Below are 22,980 nucleotides of genomic sequence, written 5' to 3'. Positions count from 1 at the left end.
CGTGTTTTGTTCGCAAGCATTCAGATGCCCTAGCGGATATTGATGATCCGCTCAAGCCGCGCGACTTCGCCTCGCAACATCTCGATCGCCGCGTCGCGGTTGCGAATGCCATCCAGCCCCGCAGCTCGATCAGCTTCTGACGCTAACAGTTTTTGTTGCAACTGGGCAGCCATCGTGTGGACCGGCCCTCCGGCGTCAGATAAGCCGGAAAATGCTTCCGCCTTGGTAGTTCGCAAATCCCACCAAGTTCGGAATATTTGACGATAAAGTTCAGTTACCTCCCTTCCCCTATCCAGGACTCCGGCTCGCTGTGCATGTAGCAGCTCCTGCTCATATCCGAGTTCTAGCAAAAGCTCGGCGCCTACAAGATCGGTCACGGTTTGCATCTCTTCGACGCTCAATTGAGATTGCCATGCCTTGACAGAGCTTTGGTCGACGGCGTTTCGTTCCAAGATTTTTCGGTCCCCGAAGCTGCTCGATCGAAGATAATCCGCTTGTCTCATCCGCGCCAATGCGACGGCCGCTGGATCACAGCCGAGCCCCGTCAACAGATGCCGGATTTCCTCGTCCGGATACGCCACGAGCCGTTCGTATTGCACGAACCGTGTGTGCGGGCGAGTGCGGTGGGCGGCGAGCTTGGGAAGGCCCAGAACCAAATCAGCGAGTGAAGTTATGATGCCGTCGGGCAGACGGAGCATGAGATCGGCGAGACTGGAGACGCTGACCGGATGCGAGATTTCTGCCCGCAGTGGGATGCCCCACGTCGATTTCAGTGAAGCCGCGATGGCATAGGGATTGCGCATCAAAAGGACGTGTGGCGCTTCTGGATAGACAGATTCAAGAAACTCAAGCGCCATCCAATAGCGTGGTGTCTTGTCTAGGATGATGCGCTTGCCCGCTTGTGCCAGATACTGGTCATATGCTGCATCTGCAAAAGCGCGGCTGGGGATCGTGTGATCTATGCGCCCCAGGAATTCAGAGGTCGCGGCCTCAATCAGTGAGCTACCCGCCGGATGGCGCTGATCCACCCTGCCAAATGCTCCAAGCGCCAGCATCAACCAGGGTTCAGGCGGAGCCACAATGTCTGGATGGTGCTGGAGCAAATGCGCCAGGAGTGTCGTCCCGGATCGTGGAAGTCCGAGGAGAAAGCACACCGTAGGCGAACGGCCAAAGCGTCCGCTCACCGTCCACACTCTCGTTCTTGAAACGCGAATCCTGTGGGCGCTCGCTCGATTGAGCGACACCAGGCCAGCCGCAAAGCGCTAGAACGACAAGTTTGTCTATCACTCATGATTTGAGAACCGTCAGTTTGATCGATCGACTGGATCGCAAAAGGACACTGGAATGCCTCCTCGATTACTCGACAGTTGAAACGAAGTCACGCGCCAGCTCAATTACACGAAGAGTTGTTGGCGTTATGGGAAGGTTGAAACGAACTATACGGACGTTTGACGGTCCGCCCACGGCACATGGAGGGTTATTACGTCCTCTGTATTAAAGACGTAAATGCGACATGCACCCCGCTGATGCTCGGCATACACCGAAAAAGGCTCGGCAAGGGAGCAGACAGCTCGGCAGGCGCGGCAAAGAGCAGACTATGTCGCGGACATCTCGGTGTGGCAAGGTGCAGCAATCTCGTCAGCGCGTATCGCTCCAACCGTGAATGCTGCCCTTGGTCCGCCAAGACACTGAGCCCTAGCTCCGACCAGTCTGTTGTTCGCTTGCCTATCGTTGCGAAGGATACCAAGTGTTTGCTTGCCTGCTCTTGGAACGTTGCCCGCCTAATCGGCACTAAGGAGGCTTGTAAAGGCTGGAACCTGACTCAAGATGCCTACGGATTTCCCTGATCCAGCAAGCGCGCTTGCCCATCTCTACGGACGGAGACGAGATTGTCCGGTGATTCATGTGGGAGATCAGATCGATCCGTGCGCGTCTCGAAGCACTTGCCAAATTAGATGTGCTGGGCATCACTCGGCCACGGTGGACGATCCTGATGGCTGTGACCTATTTGGGCAGAGAAAAGGGTGTACCGGTCAACCAGATGTCAGGATTGATGCTCGTCGACTCTTCCTTCAACAACCCACTCAAAGCTGCTAGAAAACACGATTTGCTGCGGCATAAGTCCTCCGCAAACGATGCCCGGAGGGCAGATGTTGCTGATGGCCAAAACGCGCAAGCATTTCGCGACTCTGGAGCCACGACGGCCGCCGCTAGATGAGCTCGCTTTTGATGAAAGCGGCGTTGACCGGTCAAGCGAGCTCATTGCCAAGGGCTGCTACAGTGAAACTTCGCCTGGAAAGGGCCGCTCCGGCATTCAGAAGATCAAGCACACGACTGTCAGAAATGGAGCTCGCTAACATCCTCAAATGGAATGTCGACACAGGCGAGGCGCGAGATATGTCGGGTTTTGCATGGCGGCCGAGCTCCCCGCGGTGCGCTGGCGCCAGCAGAATCTCGACAAGCTCTCACCAAAAGAACGCGCTGTCCTCGTCGCGAGACTTGAGGAAGTGCTGGCCGTTCCTGGGGCCGGACCCTCACACACGGCATGAGCCAATTCAGCGACCATCTCTGGGTGGACCTATGCGATTTCCATTCGAAGCAAACGTTGTCCACGACGCGGGGCGGTTCCTAATCCAGGACCCCGAACACCGAAAACGGATTCTTCCGCTGTTCGAATTTGCGCCAGGCGAGCCGGAAAGCCGCGTCGTCGGCCAAGGCACGGATTCCGTGCGAAGCGCGCCGATCGGGTGTCGTCTGGGACGGCAGCGGCCTCGTGATGTATTGGAAGCGGCTCGATGGCAGCGGCTTCAAGTTTCGCGTTGATCCCTTTGGAAACTGCGTCACAGCGTTCCATGTATTCGAGAGCGCCTTTTATCTTGGCAGTACGACGGCCGGGAGATGCTGATACGTCAGGACCGCAGTATCGTCGCACTGGAGGCTTGACGGAATTACTTTCGGCGCTGCGCCTGTTGCGCAAAGCCAGTGGCGGCCAATGAACGGCGCTTTTTCCTTTGCCGGGATCCAAAGCCGACCTCTACAGTCTCCGCGCTTGCAGAACGTCACCAAGCTGCTTGCCCTCTCCATCCTGCCGTCGGCACCGAAGGCCAACGGCACCGAGTTTCTGCACGTCCATTTGAATGGGTGGCGGCCCTCCATAGGGGAAGTTGTCTTAGGCGTAGGTTATCCCAATCTCGACAAGGATGAGGATGGGCCAGATGATCGTCCCATTTTCGCAAGATATGTATGGTGCCTACGGGGCCATCACTGAAATCGAACCTCTCGACCTCGGACGAAGCCGATCTTGGCCAATGGTACGTGTGAACGCAGACTGGCCAGGTGGGATGAGTGGAGGCCCCGTTTTCAATGCTGCTGGGAACGTCATTGGGATTATCAGTTCAGGGTTCGACGCGACGACCTCCACCGCGATGATTTTCGGCGGTTGGGGTCGTGTGCATCAAACGCTGCGAAACTTGGACCCGTCCAAGCCTGGTTCGTTCCTTTGCTTTGCAGTTCTCGACGCAAACGAAAAACTGATTGAAGTCGCCTCGAACCGGCAGGCCGCTCAACACCGAGCCGCAGAGATCGATTGTGCGTTCGTTTCCAAGGTGACCTTAAGATCCCGAGACCGGCCATTTCGTGCGTCTCGAGCTGTAACTCCAAATGTGTAAGCCACTCCTGAAGCTCACAGCGCGTCGCTCATGATAGACTAGCAAGAGTGTCGCTTCTTCAACTGAATGATAGTCAATGAAAGGCGAAGAAATCATCAAAACGGCAAGCAGAAAAAGCCGGAGCACGGTTTCAGGCTGTTTCGGCACCCTATCAGCCGCTGAGCCTGCAGCCGTCAGGGATGCGTTCCTCAAAAATGGCGGAGCGCAAAACCAAAGAATTCCCCACCCTCATCGAAGCAATCCTACAGGGCTTTCGCAAAAATTATCCGCCGCACATAATCGCGGTCATGGCAGGTTACGGCTTAACCGCCCCGGGTGTCAGATGCAGGCGTTTCCGCGAAACGGCTCACCTCAAAGATCGAGCAGCATCATATCGAACTCCTCCAGGCGCTGATGCTGATGCTCCCCATTTCAGAGTGGGGCGAATACCGTGCATCACCAGTCGATATCCAGAACACAATCGATACCATTGTTGAGCTAGCCGACGCATTTTTCGCGCGGCGCTACAAGGCTGTCGAAGATGCAACCGATCTCCAAGCCCGGACGGTTTTGGCGCTCCAGGAAAGACTGCGAGTGCACACACAAATGGTGCGGAATTGGGGTTATTTCTCCGAGGTCGTGCAGATCTCGTCCGAGCTCTATGCCCCCTTGGATGATGCGCTTCGCAAAGCTCTCGGCTTTAGCGCGTCCGATCTCATTGCAACGGGCCGGCATCTCGTGTGGGTGCTCGAAGACCGCAACACCGAGAACTTCAAGAGGTTGAAGCTCGCCTTTCGTGAAAGGACGACTCCGCGCCTGGTGCGGGCCTTCTTCAAACATCATCCTGAGATGAAGGGGGACGTCGAAAAATTCTTGGCCGCCATCCCGGGCAACGTGACGCTCGAACAAGTGAAGTTCAGGCTCTTAGCGCAGGCGAGCATCTGGTATGTGGCCGCCATGAGCTTCACCGCTCCGCAAGTGGCGCAAGGCACGGGGCTCGCTGTGGACCCCACGGGCGCCGTATTAGATGCGTTGTCCTGCATCCCGGTGACCTGAGTGGTCAGGACCCGGAGCGCCTGTTTATGGCCAATCAAGTCTGGCGTTCCCCTGTTCTCAAGGTCGGCAGTGCCTATTTCTGCCTGGCGCCGCAGAGCCTCTTCAGTCACATCCATGAAGTCATGCGGTTCTTTGTGGATCGAGCCCCATCGCAGCGGTGGTGCGTACTCAACGGCGGCGGAGGAGCCTTTTCGGCCGATGCAGCGGAAACTTAACGCGCATTTGGCCCGTGATCAGAAGACGGCAGGCGCTCGAACGCCCCGAGTTCGCGGTGGCCATCGCGCGCGCCAACGCGATCGGTGCCATGCTGGGCTTTGCCACCCGTGGCAAACTCGAGAATCTGGTTGTTTCTGCAGCGACACTCGTCAGCTGATCGACAGGTCGACCAACTAAGGACAGAGCGCTGCCACGTTGGCGGTCCTCGGACTTGCCTGGTCAACGAATGGCTATTTGCCGAGCTTAGGCTCTGCGAATCCGGATCCACCAGAGCGGGGCGGCAGCCGCACCGTACGCGCACACGCTCTTGCATGATCGGTGCGTTGCGCAGCCACCTGCTTCGTGACCTTGAGAAGTGGCGGGTGTCGAACCTTATTTTGACTATGGAGAGATCGATGGACGCGGGACAGGCACAGCGGAGCGCGGGTTCCTCCACGGACTTTGAAGAGGGAGAGCAAGAAAGCTACCTGGGCGGGTTCAACCGAGCCGTTGCTGATTGGGTCGAAGCCTTGACGGGGTATCGGACCGCCGCCTCCTCACGCGCCCGAAGTCTGGACCAATGGGCTGCCGAAGAGGGACAGGGCGAAAGGGAGAATCGACGACAGGGGCGCTCGTTAATTAGGGCGACAGAAAACAGGCACTGGCGTTCATTGGATTTGTCATCCCTCGCGCTGACTGCTTTACCCGTCGCCTTGCCGCCGAGGTTGCTGGAGCTACGAGCCAGGCGCAACGAACTAAGCAATCTGCCCGCTAGCTTCCCACCCGGTCTCCAGCATCTTCTCATTAGCCATAACCGTTTGACCAGTTTGCCGGACGCTCTTCCGGAAACCCTCTCTCAGCTTGAGGTAGCTGATAACAGCCTGACCAGGCTGCCAACCAACCTTCCGGATGGGCTCCAGATCCTGAACGCAAATAACAACCGATTGACTAGCTTGCCGGACGCTCTTCCGAGCAGGCTCATCTTGCTCGCGGTTGGTGGCAATCAGCTGACTGACCTCCCCGAGACCCTCCCATCGGGGCTTATTGCACTTGATGTCAGCAGCAATCAATTGACCAACCTCCCAGACCCTCTTCCCAGCAGGCTCGAATCGCTCAATGTCAGCGGTAACCGGCTGACCAGCCTGCCTGAGGGTCTCGTACCGAATAATAGCTTTAGCTACCCGCATTTGGAGGACCTCCAGTCCGGAGATAACCCACTGCCGGACGACGTCCTCGCTAATTTGGCGGCGGCTGAAGCGCCACCGCAGCTTGCGCAACAATCTCTGGATGAGGCTGCCGCGTACTGGCTTACCGATGATCCCGCGACGCTGGCCGAATGGCAGCAATTTGCGAATGAGCCAGGCGCCCAGGACTACGCACGGTTCCTGGAGAGGCTACGCGAGACCGTGAATTCCGGCAATGGCGAGTTTCGGCAGATAGTGGCTCATGATCTGCGGCAGGCGGCGACCAATCCGAGATTGCGCGAGCAGTTTTTTGCGCAGGCTTCAGAGGCCAATGCGAGCTGCGAGGATCGAGTTACCTTGCACTGGAACGGTATGCGGACCGCGAGCCTCAACGCTGACGTCGATAGCGGGGTGTATGACGATGATCTTAGCGAGCTCATCCAGCGTGGCCGAGTCGCGTTCCGCTTGGAGGCGCTTGACGACATCGCGGCCGAAAGGGTCAACTCGCTGGTTAGCTACGACCCGAATGTAGACGATGTCGAAGTCTACTTGGCCTATCAACATCGGCTGCGCGAGCCGCTGGAGCTCAATCACTTGGCGCCTGACATGCGCTTTCTGGCGGTCTCCCACGTAAGCGAGGATGATGCGACGGAGGCGCTGGACTTGGTCCGGGAGCGGGAAGCGAATCAATTCACCGATTATATGGCAACTCGCTGGCAACCTTGGGAGAAGGTACTGAGGCGCATCGCCCCGGGCGAATACGAAGCGATGCAAGAACGGCTCGTCGAAGCCATGGGCGATGAGTTTCAAACCCGTTTGGATCAACGACTGGCCGAGTATGGTCTGCTAGGCGATCCGGATGCCGAGCGAGCGCTCGGAGCCCAAGTCCGAAACGAGCTCGCTAGTGAGATCAAAGGCGAGGTCATGCATCGTGTGCTCGCAGAGCGTGGTCTCGAACTATGAGGCTCCCAAAGATGTTGGGGAGCGGACGCTGAGAACGGCTTCTCCTCATGGGAGAGCCACACATCAAATATATGTTTGATGAAGCAAGGGGTAATCCGGACGGCGCCAATGACTGTCCGGCTAAGCTCCTGCTTGGAGCCGTCCGGTGCGCAAGCAACGGCGCGAATTGCGCGGATCGATGTCAAAGACGTGGATCATGTCATCACCAAAATGGGACCTTCGGCCCGAGCCTGCATCGCGCGGATGTTGACCAGGACTACAAAGCGATAGCCGTCCAGTCGCGATGACTTCGCCACGTTCCCAGATGTCAGCCGCTCGGCGAGCCGAGCGCTCATCTGCCGCCGGAGGCCACCATCGTCTTCGCCCAGAGCCCCGTCGCAGAGATATTTATCATTGCGCTCTGGCGGTACTTAAAGAATGATCGTGAAGCCTCGCCCATCGGGGCCAAGGTACTGCACCTTGGAACGTGCGCTGCTGCCGATCAGGGCCTTTCGGTTCTTGCCGAGCGGACCGCAACGCTTGTCGTGAAGTCTGGGGACCGACCCGGTCAAACGCGCGCACGACCGCCGTGCATGCTTGAAGTCCACAACTTGCTTGCCAAGATGGAGCTCGGCGGGAAGTATCCGAAGTCAGATAGACCGTCCGAACAGGTAGCTGCCTCGCCAAATCGAGCTAGTTGGCTGCGGCAGCGTCTCCGGAACCGATAATTTCACCGCTGCGCGCCTTGATCTCCTCATCAACTTTTCAAGCGGCGGAGCTATCGTCCAACGCGGCTGACGAAAAATCCCGCGCGAGGCGAGGGCGCATCTGCGTACGGTCGAATCAATGAGCGCCTGCAAGAAGGCAAGCTCAGCGCCAAAGTTGGTGCCAAGGGCGACATGCTCGTCACCTATGATCCATCGGAGACTGGAAGCGGTCATGTGAGCCCCGCCGTGATGCTCGAATAGCTCGTCAGCTTTTCGAAAGGCTCTGGCTACAACAATTGAGGATCTGATTTTTGCTGAACAAGCTGCTACCTGGCCGTAGTCCAGGTCGTGCAGGATGCCGCAGGGTTATAAAAACAAGAGGAGAGCAGGATGGATCCGGTTGACCCATTCTTCGATTCAGGAGCCTGGATGCGGGAGTACGCCGGCCTGCAGGGGCGGACTGGGCAGCGAGCGGGCAACGCAAGCGAGCACGGCGACTTTGAACGGCGGCTGGAGGGTTTGAATCTCGATCCGTCTGATGAAAGCGAGTCAACTTCGCTTGATCGGGCTCCCGCAAGAGGTGGTCGAGCAGTCCGGCGGGACGATTTCGGCGGTTCGATGCGGGTGCCGCCGCACTCCAGCTTCAGGGAGGGTGCGCTAGGCGGCACGCGCCAGAGCGTAGACATTCCCACCTTCCAGCTTCCCGCTTCGGCGCAAGTGCCGCAGTCCAGTTTGCGAGATGATCTGTTCAGCAGCGCACGCTACAGCTTTCCGGACGCAGAGTCTGCCGCGTCGGCCAAGAGCGGAAAAAGCCGCGGATTATGGTCACGCTTCAAGTCGGGAATTGGCAAGGCCCTCGGCGGGAGCGGCAGCGGAAAGTTGTCGCGCGACGGCGGGCAATCTGACGTAGCTTCGACGAATTTACGAATTGATTACGCCAGGCAGCCGGGCCGGACGCGCGGGGTCTCTGCGGACGACGAGGAGCTTATTAAAGATTTCCGAAACAAGGCGGCGGGTAACCTCAGCGATGGAACCATCAAGAATGCCGCAACGGATTTGCGTCATTTCAGCGCGCGCCTTAGTGACGCCGGCAGGCCCTCGATTGCCGATCGAATTCGCCGGGAATTGGAAAACGCGCAGCTTGAAAATCCAGAGGTGGAAAACCACCAGCTGGAAGCTGAGCTCGATGAGGACGTCGACACCTACGCAGAGGACCGCGGCAAGCGCATCAAGGCGGCCCTGAAGAAGCTTCGTGAAGTCGGTGCCGGAAACACTTTGGCAGCCGATCTCCGCCGGCTGGCCCCTCATGCTGAGGACGCAAACCTCATCAGCATGTGGGCGGCCGCAGAAAAGGCACCAGCCAGAATCGATCCAAGGACGATCGACAGGCAAACTCGCCGCATGTTCAGGCTGAGTGAGTGGCTGCAGACGCATGGCAGACGGCCGATCGCCGGCCGACTTTCGACCCCTGGGCTTGCTCAGGACGTCGAGGAGTACAAACGCGAAACCGGGGACAGCAAGATCAACGCTGATCTGGTGAGGCTTGGACGCTACCAGCAAATCCTTGAGGCAAACAGGGCACTTGGATTGCCGCCCCCTGAGGAGGGTCAGCCTTTTGCGGAACCTGCTCGGCAGGCCCACTCGCCACAGGAGCTTCCCGCAACGCCAGCCACTCCGAGTGCGGGAGCTTGGGAATGGCTTGAAGGTCAATTGCACGGATCTGGCTCATCGATGCTTGCGCCGCAAAGCGGCTGGCAAGCCGGCTCGTCCCAACTGCTTCCCGCAACGCCGGCGACGCCGAGCGCCGGTGCCTGGGATTGGCTTGGTGAGCAGATCCATGGACCCGCCTCACCAGCGCCGGCGCCGCACTGGGGCGCGCAGGCTCATCTGCCGCCCGAGCTTCCTGCCACTCCAGCTACCCCGAGCGAGGGAGCCTGGGCCTGGCTTGGGCAACAGATGCAAGAACCCGCATCGCCATCATCCGTGAGGCCCCGATCATCAAACATCTACGGCGGTCTCGACTCCTTTGTTGATCTGGATCCGCCCACGCCGCACGACTTGCGCGACGATGCGCGGTCTGCGCCGGCACCTGAATTTGCAGCCGCCTCGTCCTACGCAAGACCGCCGGGGGCGGCGGAGCTGCGGGATATTGGAGCGATCGTTGGCGCCAACTGGCGCCACGGCTCCCAGGCTGCTTCAGACGTGTTGATGGATGTATCAGGCAACATCAATCTGCTGCCAAACCAGTTCGGGCCAAGTCAGTTTGCGATCAATGGAGAGCGCTATTCGGCGACATTTGGACCGGGAGGCCGCAGGGATATTCGCCTGATTCATCACTCGCGAGCTGGAGGGATAAACGAAGCTGGCCCATCCCAACCGCTCTATCGTCCTCCGCAGGTCATTAGAGCAACGCAATCCGGTGAAGGTCTAATCGATCTTGGCTATCTGATCCGCGGTGGATGGCAGCACCGAGAGCGATTCCTTCCGCCTTATCTCGTCCGCGTCCTGGAAGACCAGCGCATCATGCCGGAGCTCGGCCGCCCAACCTATTTCGCGATCCACGGAGTGCCTTACAGAGGCGAGTTGGTGGAAAGGGAAGGACGCCAGCGCGTTCGCGTCTATCCCGAACCTCGGTGAAGAATGCAGGTTGGTGCCATTCCAAATGCTCGGCGGGGAGCTCGCGCGAGGGGTTCGATCCACGCGGCGCTTGACCGGCCATGTACCCCATCGATGCAGATTGCAGAGGTGGGGCGTGGAGCCGACCATTCGCTGCAGGGTCGAACAAATCTTCTGCTCACCGAATGCCTGAACGTTCTTGCGGTACAGCCGGCAGCTCGTAACAACAAACTCTGCCTGATCGCAATAACCTCACAACTCGCGTCTACCAGGTACAAGCAGCCAACCTCGCCCGCGATGTGGGGCAAATCGGCCCTCGCCAAGAAATGGGGCGCGACCAGGCGGTTGGCCTCAACCATGAGCTCGGGGACGGCAATAACATCGCAGTATTGGGTCGAAAGTGATAGGCGCCGCAGCCGTGTTGGTTGCGGGTTTTCTGAGACGCATATTAAGCCCTGTCCATAAGGTCCCGGTCTTCTGTAGATAGGGATGGGGCCCCGCCGTCGACGCGAGCGGACCTGCCTTGCCTCGGCGGAGTGCTGCTCAAAGCCAAGTTGCGCGGCCTGGCTCATCTGCGGCTCTTCCGAGACGGCGTGCTGCACCTGCGACCAAGCTGGTACATCAAGTGGGTCAAAATCTTGCTGACCTTGCCCCCGGGCTCAATCCAGATTGAAGGTCGCTCTGGCCCATATGAGGATCAGAGCATGACGCGCAGCCGCTTTACGGAAGAGCGATCATCAGGATTTTGAAGGAGCACGAGGCTGGCGTGTCGGTTGTCGATCTGTGCCAGAAGCACGGCGTCAGTGATGGCAGCATCTACAAATGAAAAGCCAAGTTCGGCAGGAAGGAGGTCTGGGAAGCCAAGCAGCTGAGGACGCTATGAGAACACGCGGCTGAAGCGGCGTTTGGCCGACGCCATGCTGTACAATGCGGCGTCAAGGGGCCTCCTGAGAAAGAAAAGAAGTGGTGACGCCCTCTTAGAACCGCAAAGCCGTTGCCCGTACGTATGTCGCTTTGTCGTGTTGACGCGCACGGCGCCAAAGGGCACGCCTTGATCATCCGTATGTAGCGATAGCGGATACGGCTGCTGACGAAGATCAAAGGCATGTCTAAAGCCTGGATGTATACTGTCGTACGATGCTGTTGGGCAGTAGCTTCTTGGGTAGCGTGTTGTTCGGGGTGCGTTACGGTGCCTACACCCAATCGGCGCTAGCGCAAGGGTACCATGATGTTGAAGGCGGCCGACTCTCCTTTCGTCGTTGAGTGTACACAAGACGGCATTACCTCGTTGCGTTATCGCAACGATCCGTATGACACGGATTATGTACGGCCTGGAGCCGTGCTGGGGACGGTTCACGCTAGAGTTCGGCGTGCCGGATCCGAGTGGCATGTGCTTCGAACCGGAGCTGATGCAACAAAGCTGATGCATAGCGCGGCCATTGAACTAGCAGCCCGCGATGCCGGCATCCTTCTCACGACCCGCCTCGCAGTCGACGACGCTAGATTGACGTGGGAGATCATACTGCACAACGACGGCATGGCGAGCGTGGAGGTTGGCGACCTCTATTTGCCCATGCCGATGAACACCGAATTTCCGGCAGGGCAACCGATATCGAGGGCTGTTTTGAAGCACAGCTTCGTCTCGGGGCATGGATCGCACATCTTCTGGATTCGCGGCAACAGCACGGGACCCTTCCTCATGCTCTTACCGGAAGCGGACACCTCACTGGAATATTGGGATGTCCACAAGGAATCAGGCGAAGCCAGCGGGACGTGGTGCGCCTACATCTTGGGCGGGGCCGCCGCCGGGGAGGCACTGGCGGGCGGGACTCGCTGGCGACAGCCGACCCATTCCCTGTCTCTGTCGCCGACCGAGCAACGGCGTTACCGTCTCCGCTTCCAGTGGGTTGCCGATTACGAGGCGGCGCGCAGGGCTATCGCGGACGCCGGCCTGGTGGACGTGGAAGTAATACCGGGCATGACGGTTCCCAACGACCTGCATGTCGACATCGCGCTCGCGTCCTCCATTCCGGTTGAGAGAATCGAAGCGGAATTTGCCGCCGATACGGCGGTGCAACAGTTGCCGGACCGGGCTGGCAGGCGACTGTGGCGGGTTCGCTTTTCGCGATTGGGCGAGAACCGGCTGACCCTGCACCAGCCGGGTGCCCGCCAGACCTTTCTTGAATTCTTCGCTACCGAGCCCGTCGAGACGATGATGAAGAAGCGCGCTGCCTTCATCGTGAAACGGCAGCATCGTGACCCGTCCAAATGGTACGACGGTTTGTTTGGCGAGTGGAATATGGAGACGCAGGTCCTGCTTGGCCCGGACAATTACGACCGGATCAAGGGCTGGCGCATCTACGAGGTGACGTGCGACGATCCCGGGCTGAGCAAGCCCGCTTACCTCGCGACCAAAAATGCCGAGCATCCTGATGTGGCGGAAGTGGCAGCGCTGGATCGGTATATAGATAGGTTCGTTTGGGGCGGGCTGCAACGTACCACACAGGAGGCATACGCCTATGGCCTCTACGGGATACCGGATTGGAAGCAGAATAGGGAAAGCAGCGATCCCGGCCCGCAGGGGCGCCTGCATATCTGGCGGCCTTATGACTATCCGCACATCTTCGCGATGTATTTGGCCATGCACCGCATCGCGCGTGACCATCCGGCAATACCCACCCGCCAAAGCGCACGAGATTATTTGGTACGCGCTTACGGTACTGCGCTAGCCATGTTTACGTTGCCGATGCGCGTGGTGAAGTGGTCTGCCTACCGCACTGGCTGCAACAACGAATGTGTGATCCCCGAACTGGTTTCGGCGCTCACGACGGCGGGCTTGACGCGCGAGGCGGCAACGTTAGAGGTGCACTGGGCGCGTAAGGTGCGCGCCTTCGTCGATCCGAAGGCGGACCTGTTCAAGTCTGAATATCCGTTCGATTCGACAGCCTTCGAATCAACGCAGGCACTGGCGCGCTCGGCCCTTGACGACCCTGCCCCCATGGGAGTTTCGAAGGCGGCAGCGCGTGTCTTCGCGGAGCGTCAGATCGCTGCAAATCTGTTCTGCCGTGGCTGGCTGGAACCTGCTTATTACTACCTGGGCAGCGATTATCGCGTGACTGCGGGGGACGCCTATACGCTGACTTACATGGCGCAGATGGGTGGCTGGGCGGTACTTGATCATGCGCTGAACGATGCAGGCGACCCGCATCCGCTCCTTCGTCTCGGCTATGCATCACAACTCAGCGCGTGGGCTTTGCTGAACAGCGGCCCTGCGTCGGCCGGTCATGGCTATTGGTATCCGGGCGAGGAGAATGACGGCGCGGCCGGTGGCGGCTTCGAGCCGGCGCCGAGCGGGACCACGTGGCTCGGTCAACCGCATCACCGTGGAACTTGGTATTACTCGTGCGAGATGGACCTGGGATTTTGTGGGGCCGTCCGCGCTGCTAGGACGATCGTTGCCGACGATCCCATCTTTGGCCGGGTTTGTTACGGCGGCATCATGGAGACGTTCGCTCACACCCTGCGTATCTGGCCACGTGATGGGGTGCGGCGACGGCTCAACGTGCGGCTTCAGTCTCTCCGATTGGACATGGTGCTGCTCGACGCCCGATTCCGGGCGGATCGACCGATCGTTCTGAATCTGGGGGAGGGGTGTATCAGCCTAACGCCGGAGCCCTTTGCCCCATCTGCATCGGGAGTGACGTTCGAATGGCGGTACGATGAGGGGAGAAAGCGCAAGGAAGTGGTCGACATCACCGACAGCAAAATCGTCGTCCGCTTGCCTGCGGCGCGCTTACCGCGCGTTTAGATTCGCTAGTGTGCCGATTATCGGGTGCGATCGGCACTTATGGCCTGCTGTTCCACCCGGCTTCCGAGGCGATGACGATCATCGCCGCAAATCCGAGCATCTCGGCGCACGTATCGCATCGCCGCGGTGCTATACCTCGGGTTCGGCGATGACCGACCATCCCACATCCGCATGATGGTGCCGGGTGGCATAAGCGGCAAATTCAATAATCGCTGTGATATAGAAAAACTGAAGGCCGTGGCCTCCATCGGGGCGAACTCAGGACTGGATAAAAACTTGGGGGCAAGGTCATCTGCTCCCAAGCGTCACGAAAAGGTAGGAGTAGAACGGGCGCTTTCGATGATCAGAAGAATATCAACGTAGATACCAACAGATTAAGCGCGTGTTCCGTTCGGGGCGTGTGTGTGATGCTTGTCGGATTATGAATGTATGAGAGTCCGACGCTTGCATATATCCCCGGAGCGAGATGCGCGGTGTATGTTCCCGTGATTGCCGCGGTATCGCGGTGCGTAAGCTGGCCGTTGGCCAGGGCAGCATCCACTGCAAGCTTGCTCCAGGCCGTGTTGGTCGCAACGAGAGCAATCAGATCACTGGGCCGACTATCAAAAGCTCCCTTCGCATAAAGACGAAGCTCGTAATACCGGCTGATCTTGTTGAGGTCAGGTGGAGCTCCCATGACGGAGAAGCCGCCATAGATGCCGCGAGATGGCGAGCCAGCGGCGTCACTCTGCCAGAGCTGCCTGTCCGCCGCGATGTAGTGAAAATTATTCCCGCTCTCCCTTTGTTGCTTGGAATCCGCCAAATTGCTGTATCGGCTACTGTTGAAGCCAACTCCCGCCCGCAGCCACGTCTCGGGTACGCCGGGAGCAGCCTTGCTCTTGTAGCCGGCTTCTTCAACGAGAAGGAAGCCTGCATTGGCCGTGCTCCAGTTTAAACCAGTCGGATTTTCTGCTATCTGGGCATATGGACCATCTGGACTGATTGAGCGCTGGACGGAGACCTTGTTGTACAAGCGATCGTCGAAATTGAGCTTCAAATTGATCGCCGGCGTGGGCGCGGCATTGGTGCTCATCCCTGCCTGGATCAAAGCAGACATGTTCGATCCTGTGACCCCCCCGAACAATGTGCCGGTGAATTCATTTTGGTTTCTGAGATAGCCAAGTTTGAGCTCTAATGTCCTGTCGAAGAACGTCTGGTAGTAGGCGAGCGTATTGAGCCCCACTCGATCTGGCCCTGGGCGATCCCACGTCCAATATTGCTGCTCGGCTCCCACGACAATCTGTCCGTCGGCAATACCAAACGGGCTGAGATCGTAGGTGACGATCATGAAGTTTGCCGACGCGAAGGTCGGATTCTGGCCCATATAGAGCTGGTTTGCGATAGGGCTTCTCGCTGCATTCGGTAGCTGGTTGTTTGCAAAGATGTTGTGTGTCCAGCCGATGTAGCCGATGCCGACGTCCGCCAGCGCCGATCTAACGCCGCCCTTGTCCTGATCAATCGTATCTGCAGGACCAGGGATCGGGAACCACAAACCTTTTTCACGCAGATTGTCGTACCTCGCGAAGGGCTCGTTGCTCTTTTGCATTCTCGTCTGAGCAGTCTCGCCTGCATTGCCGCACCGCTCGTTCGGCAGACCGGGACCCGCTGTTGGCGCCGGGGCAAGAGGGCGGATTGCCTGGCGGACCAAATCGATCGGGAGCTTTGCGGCTTGATCGGAGGTCCTTCGTCTTGTGCTGGCCTGATCCACATGGTGCCGACTGGGATCAAGCCCACTCGCGCTTTGTGCCAGTACGGAACTGCCGACCAGACAAGCCGCTAGCGAAAGTGCAACAAGAAGCCCACGTTGCTTAGCCCTTGGTCCAAAATTGAAAGAAGCTGCTGGCAGAGCCGAGTATGGCCCAGGCGAGGTCGTCGCGAGAAAGCAATCGCGCATGCCGCAGTTCGGGCCCCTGTCGTCCCTGAATGGATTGAGCCGCGCCCTGATCGACTCAGAGTAAGCTCCCTGCGTTTTCGCGCCCGAGGGCGAGCCAGACGAGCTAGAACTTGATGTATCCGAAGAGAGCCACTCGGACTTCCCGAACCTCTCACCTCGGGGCGCGATGATGGTGCGGTCCGAAGCTTTGCTTGTGCATGACGCCGGTGCGCCAGACCCAGCGGCGATCGCTCGCTCCGAAAAATGCTCCTGATGAGCGCGTGGAGCTTCGCTGTCCTGGCCACACGACATCGCAAATCTCTACCTTGCTCACGCGATTTCGGCGGTGCCGCGCATTTGCATTGAAGGCGGCTTTCTCGAGGAAACGGCAGCTAACGAAAAGCAAGGCTCGCAGGGCAAGAGGCCTGGCTTCACGAAGCACTTCATTGGTTTTGTTGTCTTGGAAAGACGAGACAATCGCGAGGCTCGAAGGCCGAAGAGCCTTTGAATTGGCGCGGCCGGCAACTCCACAAGGCCTAACGCGGTGGCCCAGGAATGCGGAGGACTGGGCCATCGGGCAGCTTTGCTACGTATCGGCGAGCAGTTGCTGGCTCCGTAAGCGCCTTTGGCGCGCCGAAATCTGTCTTGCATCCGAATCCTTGACATGGGCGGTCGTTGGTCACCCTTGCCATGTGCCCGTCGTCTCGAACACTGCCGGAATCGGTAGTTGACCAGGCGCAATGCCCGCTGGTTCAGTCGGCCATTTCGGCTTGGCCGACCAGGCGTGCGCATACGTGGCTAGCTCCCAGTTGCTGGTCTCGGCAAGGCCGAGGCGGGCTCCATCGAACGCATTGCAGGATTCATCGGGCGGTGTGCAGTTGGTGCAACAGCAAGGTAAGAAAACCTGCAAGGTTCGTCTGAATGAGGAGAAAATGCTGCGCCATCGCCGCCGAAGTCGAGAGTCATTGCTAGCTGAGGACGCTATCATGGAGAACGTGCGCAAATTGTCGCGTTGCGTTGCTCAAGAAGAAGCGTTCATACGGGCAGCCGATCGGGAAGGTCGGCACGCTGGTAGCTTTTGGAGCGCGAGAGCATCGCAGGCTGTCGCGCCGCTGAAATAAGTCTGCTGGAATAGGGATGTTTTGCGAGGGACCATGGACTTGATTGATCAAGCGGCCGCTTCCGACTTGCGGCCGCTCTTGCGCCGGCCGTCAACACGGATTCTCTCGATTTTGGTGCTCCCGCTTGTCCTGATCATCTCGTGTGCTGCTGGGGCCTGGCTTTGGGCCAACCTTGAAGAGTTTGTCGAGACGCGGGAAACCCGGGAAGTCGCTTCAACGATGAGCCTGTCACCGGAGGACAGGGCATCCCTTTCCGAGATGAAATGGGCACAGCAGAAAGCTGGCGATGAGATCGCAGAACTCAACCGCCGGATCGATGCCCAGCGCGATGTCCTCAACGGAATCCTGGATCAGATCACCGTGCTGACTTCGCGGATCGATTCGCTGCAGAGTTCAACACCTGCCCCTTCTGCTGCTTCCGAGCCTCCGTTGTCGCCAGCCCGGGCCGTTTCAAGCGCCGCCAGAAAACGCCTCAAGCGGTCCAAACCACATGGACCTGTTTCCGTCGGAGGCGCCCCAGTGATCGCAGGACCGAAGACAGTCGAGCCTTGAGGTCTCAGATCGCTGCGAGGGGTGGATAATCGTCCAACTGCGCTCGATGGGTACATCGTAAATTGGCAAAGCTGGCTCCGCCCGTGACTACCAGAAGCTGGTGCAGCCGCCGGGGCTTCTCCAGCGGCATATCGCTGAGGTCCTCACCATCATCAAGAGCACTCCGGGGAAGTTGGGCCAGAGCCCTTTTCGCACGAGCGTACCGCTGAACGGCGTAATCCCCTGCGCCTCTCCTCTAAGTCTGCTTCTTTTCTAATCAGCCCCGCCGGTTTGAGGCTAAATAAGGTCCTGTCATCACACTGCCGCTGCATCCTTGAAATCTGGCCTGTCTGCCGGAGGCGCCTCTTCGGATCATTTCCTCACGAAGAGCTTAAATTTCGGATCTGCTTACGTGCTTCGATAAGTTAATAGGGGGTACGGTCGAGATAATTGTCGAATGCGGCGGCAACGGCACGAATGACAAACCGGTGTTCCTGCTTGACCCGAATGAATTCCTCTTCAATGTCGACTATCCCGTCTTCGACAAGCATTCGCAGGCGGTCCGCCGAATCGAGAAGAGGAATGGGATCAAATCCGTGAGCAGCACAGATCTTTGGAACGTCGGCCTGCAAATCGCACATCAGACGCTCGATAATCTCAGCGCGGAGGCGATCTTCGGCGGAGAGGCAGTAGCCTTTTGAGGTCGCCAGACGACCAGCCCGAATGTGTTGATGATAGGAAGTGGTTGCGATCTCGTTCTGGACGTAACCGTCACGCAGGCCGCCAATGGCTGACGGACCCAAGCTGATCACGGTTTTGCAGGTATCAGACGAATAACCCAACGAATTGCGGCGCAGCTCACCGGCATTCTGCGCCAGCGCGAGCTCGTCGTTGGGCAGGGCGAAATGGTCGAGCCCGATATGTCTGTAGCCGGCCGAGACCAGCGTATCTGCGATGGCCTCGGCTTGCTCAGCGCGGGCGACATTGTCCGGCAGCGCTGCCTCATCGATCTGGCGCTGACGCTTTATGTAGGAGGGGACGTGCGCATAGCCAAAAACGGCAAGCCGGTCTGGCCGCATCGCCAGAGCCGTTCGCGCCGACTCCACGCACGACCGCACCGACTGATGCGGAAGCCAGAACAGAAGGTCGAAATTGATGCAGCTTACCCCATGCTGGCGAAGACTTTCCAACAGAAGCCGTCTGCAGCTCGCTCTGGACGCGGTTGACCGACCTTTGAACAAGGGGGGCGAAGCTTTGCACGCCGATGCTCGCGCGGTTGACGCCGACTTCTTGTAACGTTTCGATCATCTCGGCAGTGAACGCACGCGGATCGATTTCTATCGCGATGGTAGCTGGTTTTCTGAACGCGAAGTGGCGGCGCAGGAGCTTCATCAAGGCCAGGAAAGCGTTTCCCCCAATGGTAGTCGGCGTCCCGCCGCCGAAATGCAGGTCGCTCGCCGGCAAAGCGCGCGGCGCTCGCTCCGCGACCAAGCGGATCTCCTCATGAATCGCCGCCAAGTAGTTGCGGATAGGTCGCTCGTTGCGTGTGAGGCTTGTAGGGAAGCCGCAATACCAGCAGATCGAAGGGCAGAACGGAACGTGGATGTAGAGCGATACGGGTTCGTCAGGCGGCAGCCGCCTCAACCATAACTCACAAGTCTTGGCACCAAACGTCGCGGAGAAATCCGGTACGGTGGGGTAGATCGTGTACCAAGGCAGGCGAGCATCGCAGTACTTGTTCAGGAGCGAGGTCTGCAAGGCTTAACTTTCCAATGCTCAGACAGCATAAAGGTGACCGAGACCTCTTCTTGTGTCCTTGCGCATGTCAAACGCGCCTAACTGTTCCTGAGATCTGACCCCGCTCTCGATGTGACGCCAACCGCTTTAGGGGCGCGCTGACAGCGGGTGTGGGAGCCGCTCTAGGCCCCCGCGCCAGGAGCAAAGGCCACGCAGCGCGACCAGATCGAGGACCAGGTCGCCGAGCAGTTTGCGGCCGATGGCGGCCAGCTCGTCGCCACGAAAGCAACAAGGCTCGAGACGCTGCGGCAGCCGAGCTGATGGCACAAACTGCGAGCCGGCAGAGCTTCGTCAAACCTTGGAGTCCAGCAATGCCGAGCTTGCCGCGGGCGCAGCAGGCTCAAGCCGAGCTGATCCGCAAAGCGTGCCTCGCTAAGAGAAATGTGAACTCGTTTTGACAATCAAACAGCGTACATGTCTCAATCGAGGACATCCGGCGATATTCAGGCAGGACGCCGACGAAGCCGCGCGCTAGCGTGTGCTCCAGAAGAATCAAACGATTGAGTCGATAACCCAGACGATCGAGGAGTTGACGAGCAAGGTGGAGCAGGCTCGCACTGCCGGGCTGAAGCGATCGGCTAAGCGGGGGGCGCCGAGGTCGTCTAGCAGGTCGAAGGCTCGATCAGTCGTCCAGCCAGTTGCACCGTTCGAGAATCCAAGGGTACGAAATCAGTTGCCAGGGAGGCGAGGGGCGTCTCGCCGCTCAGCTCCGATAGGCGCAAGCACTCTCAGCAGACGCCATGAGTCGGAGGGTTCCTGTCGAAGCGGTGTCACGGAAATATGTTGCTCCTAGATGACGAGTGCCAAGTGCGCCATCGTACGACGTGACACAACGTGCGATTCAAGGGCTTTTGAGCAACTCACAAAAACATTTTTGGATTCAAGCATAGAATGCATGAGCCTCAATTCCGCCACGCTGCTTGTCTCATTGCAGCTAACATCATCACGGATGTACTGATGATGTTGGGGCCGGCCCGGCGCACTTTCGTACCCGGCAAAGTGCGTCGGGGCGCCTTGGCTCGGCGTGCCGCGCCAGCTCCAATGCAGCTCACCAACTCACAACAACTTTCAGGTCCTCACTCATAGCTGGGGTTCAGACTCAATTGATCCGATCGGCGAGGATGACGACGAGGTACACGGAAGCCAGGAAGCTTCTCGCAAGTTTGTCGTAGCGGGTTACAACGCGCCGAAAATCCTTGAGCCGGCAGAAGCCGCGCTCGATGCCATTGCGGCCCTCTGCAGGCGCGTTTGCTGAAGCTGTGGAGGGTCACCCTGTTGGCTTTGTTTAGAATGACGGGCTTCGCGCCACGATTGATAATGTCGGCGCGAAAGCCGTCGTAGCCTTTGTCTGCCAATGAGAGTAGACATAGGATGCACGAGTTTCAAAAGAGCCGGACCTGCGGCTATAACGGCGTCGTGACCTTAAGTGAGATGAAATACGCAAGGTCTGGAATCAGGGTCGCTCAGCGCGTGGATTTTCGTCGTCCACCCACCACGCGAACGGCAGATCGCCTATCCACCTGCCCCTTTCCGCCGCTAGCGGAGCGATGCGCCTAATCGACGTGGAGTCGGTGGACAAAGTCACGCTGGCGTTTCCGCCCTTTCGAAGATCAGCTGCCAGTGGCGCGCTTGGCTCAGCGATTGAACCGATTGTAGTCGTCGTGGAAGGATCATAGCCGGGCCGGGCAACCGCGCCAGCGTGCGCCGCACTGAAGCATGTGAACGATACCGCTGCGGATGCTTCGGTCGTTTTCGCGCGAAAGGCCGGTCTGGTTCATTGGCAGATGCGCCTCAATCTGAGACCACTGCTTGTCGTCGAGCCAGAACGGTCCTTTGCGCATCGAAGTCCCCGCGCCCAATCAAATTGGGCGACGGAATCAGAATTCGCTGATCAAGTACAAACCATGGGGCCTCCTAGCGGTACAGTTGAGACACGTGACGAATTGCCAGCCCGGCAGTGGGGCGCAATTCATGCCGCCAGAGGACGCTAGCTTGGTCGTTCCATATCGCCAATAAGGATGACATCGTCTGGAACGACGTACCGTGGATCACTAATGTGATGCCGCATTTCTGAATTCTTCTGGCCGTGTCTTTGCCCCGTGAATCGGAATCCCTTCTTGTAAAAAAATTCTGATGCTCCCTCGTCTTGAGAAATAAGGGATAGACTGGAAAGGCCCGCTGAATCCCTAATTCGGTCGGCAATGTCCAGCATAGCAGTCCCGATTCCTTTGTACCTGGATCGCTCGTGACTCTCTATGGTGAGAATTCGCAAGGTGCCGCCACTTGGCGCTACGCTCATACTTCCCACGTTATTGCGTTCACCGGCATCAGAAAACACAGAAACACGTTGGACATTGCCGCTATCGCTAATCGCTCTGTAGAGCTTCACTTGCTCACCGCTCCTCTTGTCGATAGCGAAAGAGGCTGGTCCCTGGGCTGCTAGAGCGGCCCTAAAACTGGTCGTATCCGCGCGGGCGGCGCCGGCCAGCGCATCGCGCTGCTGGTCCAGACTTTGCTCGTCGGTAAGGTCGGCGTAGTAGTTGATTCTCATCGCAGCGGATTGCAGGTAGAAGCTGTCGGCAAGCTGACGTCGTGTAAGGTTTCCAATCAGGGCGCCAGCGCGCGGATTTTCGTCGTCCGCCCACCGCACAAACGGGCGACAGCATGTCTATGCTCCCCTTTTCGCGCTAACGGATCGGTTCGCCTCGATCTAGGCAGAGCCCATGGACAAAGTCACGCTGTCGTTCCCGCTGCGGGCGAGAGCTTCAAGAACAGCTGCCCATGGGGCGCTTGGCCCAGCGATTGATGCTCGTAGATCGTCGTGTGGGCGGGCACTCCGCCGCGCTGACGCACATGAAAACTACTGCTGATGATACGCCGATCGTCTTCGCGCGATGGGCCGGTCTGGTCCTTAGCAGATACGGTCAATCTTCACCCGGCGAATCATCCACCCGATGTGCGCCGCGACGACCTCGTGGCAACAGCGGCTCGATTCGCCTCCATTCCGCATCGCTCAGCCAATCGACCTGCTTCGCCATCCAAGCCTCCCTCCATCGGAAAGCTTGAATCACAATTCCCATTCGAGGGGAATCCTTATTGAGTACAGACCCTAGTGCGAGCCCGGCCACATACCTCGCATGTGACATTATCTGAGATGCGTTGCTATTCTGCTTCGGCATATCAAGGCAGCGAGATGTTTCCCGCCGAACAGTTTTACTAGGCTAGAAGCCGGGCACAGCACGCGATGTCATAATGGAACAGCTCGATTCGCCGGGCCAGCAGGTGACGACTACCCCGAAGACGGTTGGCGGCAACAATCAAGAAGCCACAGCGACGGCTACATACGTGGGGATCTGATCGATGGCCATCACGGCCTTCAGCTCGCTAATCAAACAATCAATGCTTACGCCTGCGAACCGCTTGAGTCTGTCCCCTGCTCGAGATCGTTAGCACGTTGAGCGATA

The 22,980-nt window shown here is 58.5% G+C and carries 10 protein-coding genes and 3 pseudogenes; 8 read left to right on the top strand and 5 right to left on the bottom strand.

The features are described from left to right. Window positions 1-29: 29 nt before the first annotated feature. Window positions 30-1,154 (bottom strand): nodulation protein NoeE, encoded by a 1,125-nt coding sequence (noeE, locus tag HZZ16_RS29900; RefSeq protein ID WP_311974300.1) that lies wholly within the window; start codon window positions 1,152-1,154, stop codon window positions 30-32. Between the two features lie 839 nt (window positions 1,155-1,993). Between noeE and HZZ16_RS29895 the strand changes: the two genes are divergently transcribed. The 7 genes and pseudogenes from HZZ16_RS29895 (at window position 1,994) to HZZ16_RS29865 (ending at window position 14,155) form a co-directional block, all read left to right on the top strand. Continuing rightward, the gene (locus tag HZZ16_RS29895) at window positions 1,994-2,218 is read left to right on the top strand and encodes a hypothetical protein (protein ID WP_197953480.1); all 225 of its coding nucleotides are present in this window, start codon (window positions 1,994-1,996) and stop codon (window positions 2,216-2,218) included. Between the two features lie 1,765 nt (window positions 2,219-3,983). Then, window positions 3,984-4,703 carry a hypothetical protein gene (locus tag HZZ16_RS29890; RefSeq protein WP_197953479.1) on the top strand — a complete coding sequence of 240 codons (720 nt, stop codon included), beginning with the start codon at window positions 3,984-3,986 and terminating at the stop codon, window positions 4,701-4,703. A 229-nt stretch (window positions 4,704-4,932) separates the two neighbouring features. Then, window positions 4,933-5,076 carry a hypothetical protein gene (locus tag HZZ16_RS29885; protein ID WP_197953478.1) on the top strand — a complete coding sequence of 48 codons (144 nt, stop codon included), beginning with the start codon at window positions 4,933-4,935 and terminating at the stop codon, window positions 5,074-5,076. 238 nt (window positions 5,077-5,314) lie between these two features. Continuing rightward, entirely contained in the window at window positions 5,315-7,045 is a 1,731-nt protein-coding gene (nopM, locus tag HZZ16_RS29880; protein ID WP_197953477.1) for a T3SS effector NEL-type E3 ubiquitin ligase NopM, read from the top strand. 1,076 nt (window positions 7,046-8,121) lie between these two features. Beyond that, window positions 8,122-10,368: a hypothetical protein gene (locus HZZ16_RS29875; RefSeq protein WP_246510534.1), complete on the top strand. Its 2,247-nt coding sequence runs from the start codon at window positions 8,122-8,124 to the stop codon at window positions 10,366-10,368. A 683-nt stretch (window positions 10,369-11,051) separates the two neighbouring features. After that, window positions 11,052-11,306: pseudogene (locus HZZ16_RS29870) on the top strand (transposase); the annotation flags it as partial. A gap of 266 nt (window positions 11,307-11,572) precedes the next feature. After that, window positions 11,573-14,155, top strand: a complete 2,583-nt coding sequence (locus tag HZZ16_RS29865; RefSeq protein ID WP_246510532.1) for a DUF5695 domain-containing protein — start codon at window positions 11,573-11,575, stop codon at window positions 14,153-14,155. A 343-nt stretch (window positions 14,156-14,498) separates the two neighbouring features. Here the strand turns inward: HZZ16_RS29865 and HZZ16_RS29860 are convergent, their stop codons facing one another. Then, the gene (locus HZZ16_RS29860; RefSeq protein ID WP_246510530.1) at window positions 14,499-15,740 is read right to left on the bottom strand and encodes a carbohydrate porin; all 1,242 of its coding nucleotides are present in this window, start codon (window positions 15,738-15,740) and stop codon (window positions 14,499-14,501) included. A 1,481-nt stretch (window positions 15,741-17,221) separates the two neighbouring features. On the opposite strand from HZZ16_RS29860, the gene HZZ16_RS29855 reads away from it, so the two are divergent. Next, window positions 17,222-17,740 carry a hypothetical protein gene (locus HZZ16_RS29855; RefSeq protein ID WP_197953475.1) on the top strand — a complete coding sequence of 173 codons (519 nt, stop codon included), beginning with the start codon at window positions 17,222-17,224 and terminating at the stop codon, window positions 17,738-17,740. 404 nt (window positions 17,741-18,144) lie between these two features. Here the strand turns inward: HZZ16_RS29855 and hemN are convergent. The 3 genes and pseudogenes from hemN to HZZ16_RS29840 form a co-directional block, all read right to left on the bottom strand. Then, window positions 18,145-19,477, bottom strand: a pseudogene (gene hemN / locus HZZ16_RS29850) (oxygen-independent coproporphyrinogen III oxidase). A gap of 1,138 nt (window positions 19,478-20,615) precedes the next feature. Continuing rightward, window positions 20,616-21,357 (bottom strand): annotated as a pseudogene (locus HZZ16_RS29845) (IS5 family transposase). Window positions 21,358-21,503: 146 nt separating this feature from the next. Next, window positions 21,504-22,067, bottom strand: coding sequence for a GNAT family N-acetyltransferase (locus tag HZZ16_RS29840; RefSeq protein WP_197953474.1), 564 nt, complete (start codon window positions 22,065-22,067; stop codon window positions 21,504-21,506). Between the last annotated feature and the right edge of the window lie 913 nt (window positions 22,068-22,980).

Source organism: Bradyrhizobium glycinis, assembly GCF_016031655.1.
GTDB lineage: Bacteria > Pseudomonadota > Alphaproteobacteria > Rhizobiales > Xanthobacteraceae > Bradyrhizobium > Bradyrhizobium glycinis.
Note: the sequence above shows the minus strand (reverse complement) of the source record. Positions and strands in the feature narration are given on the sequence as shown.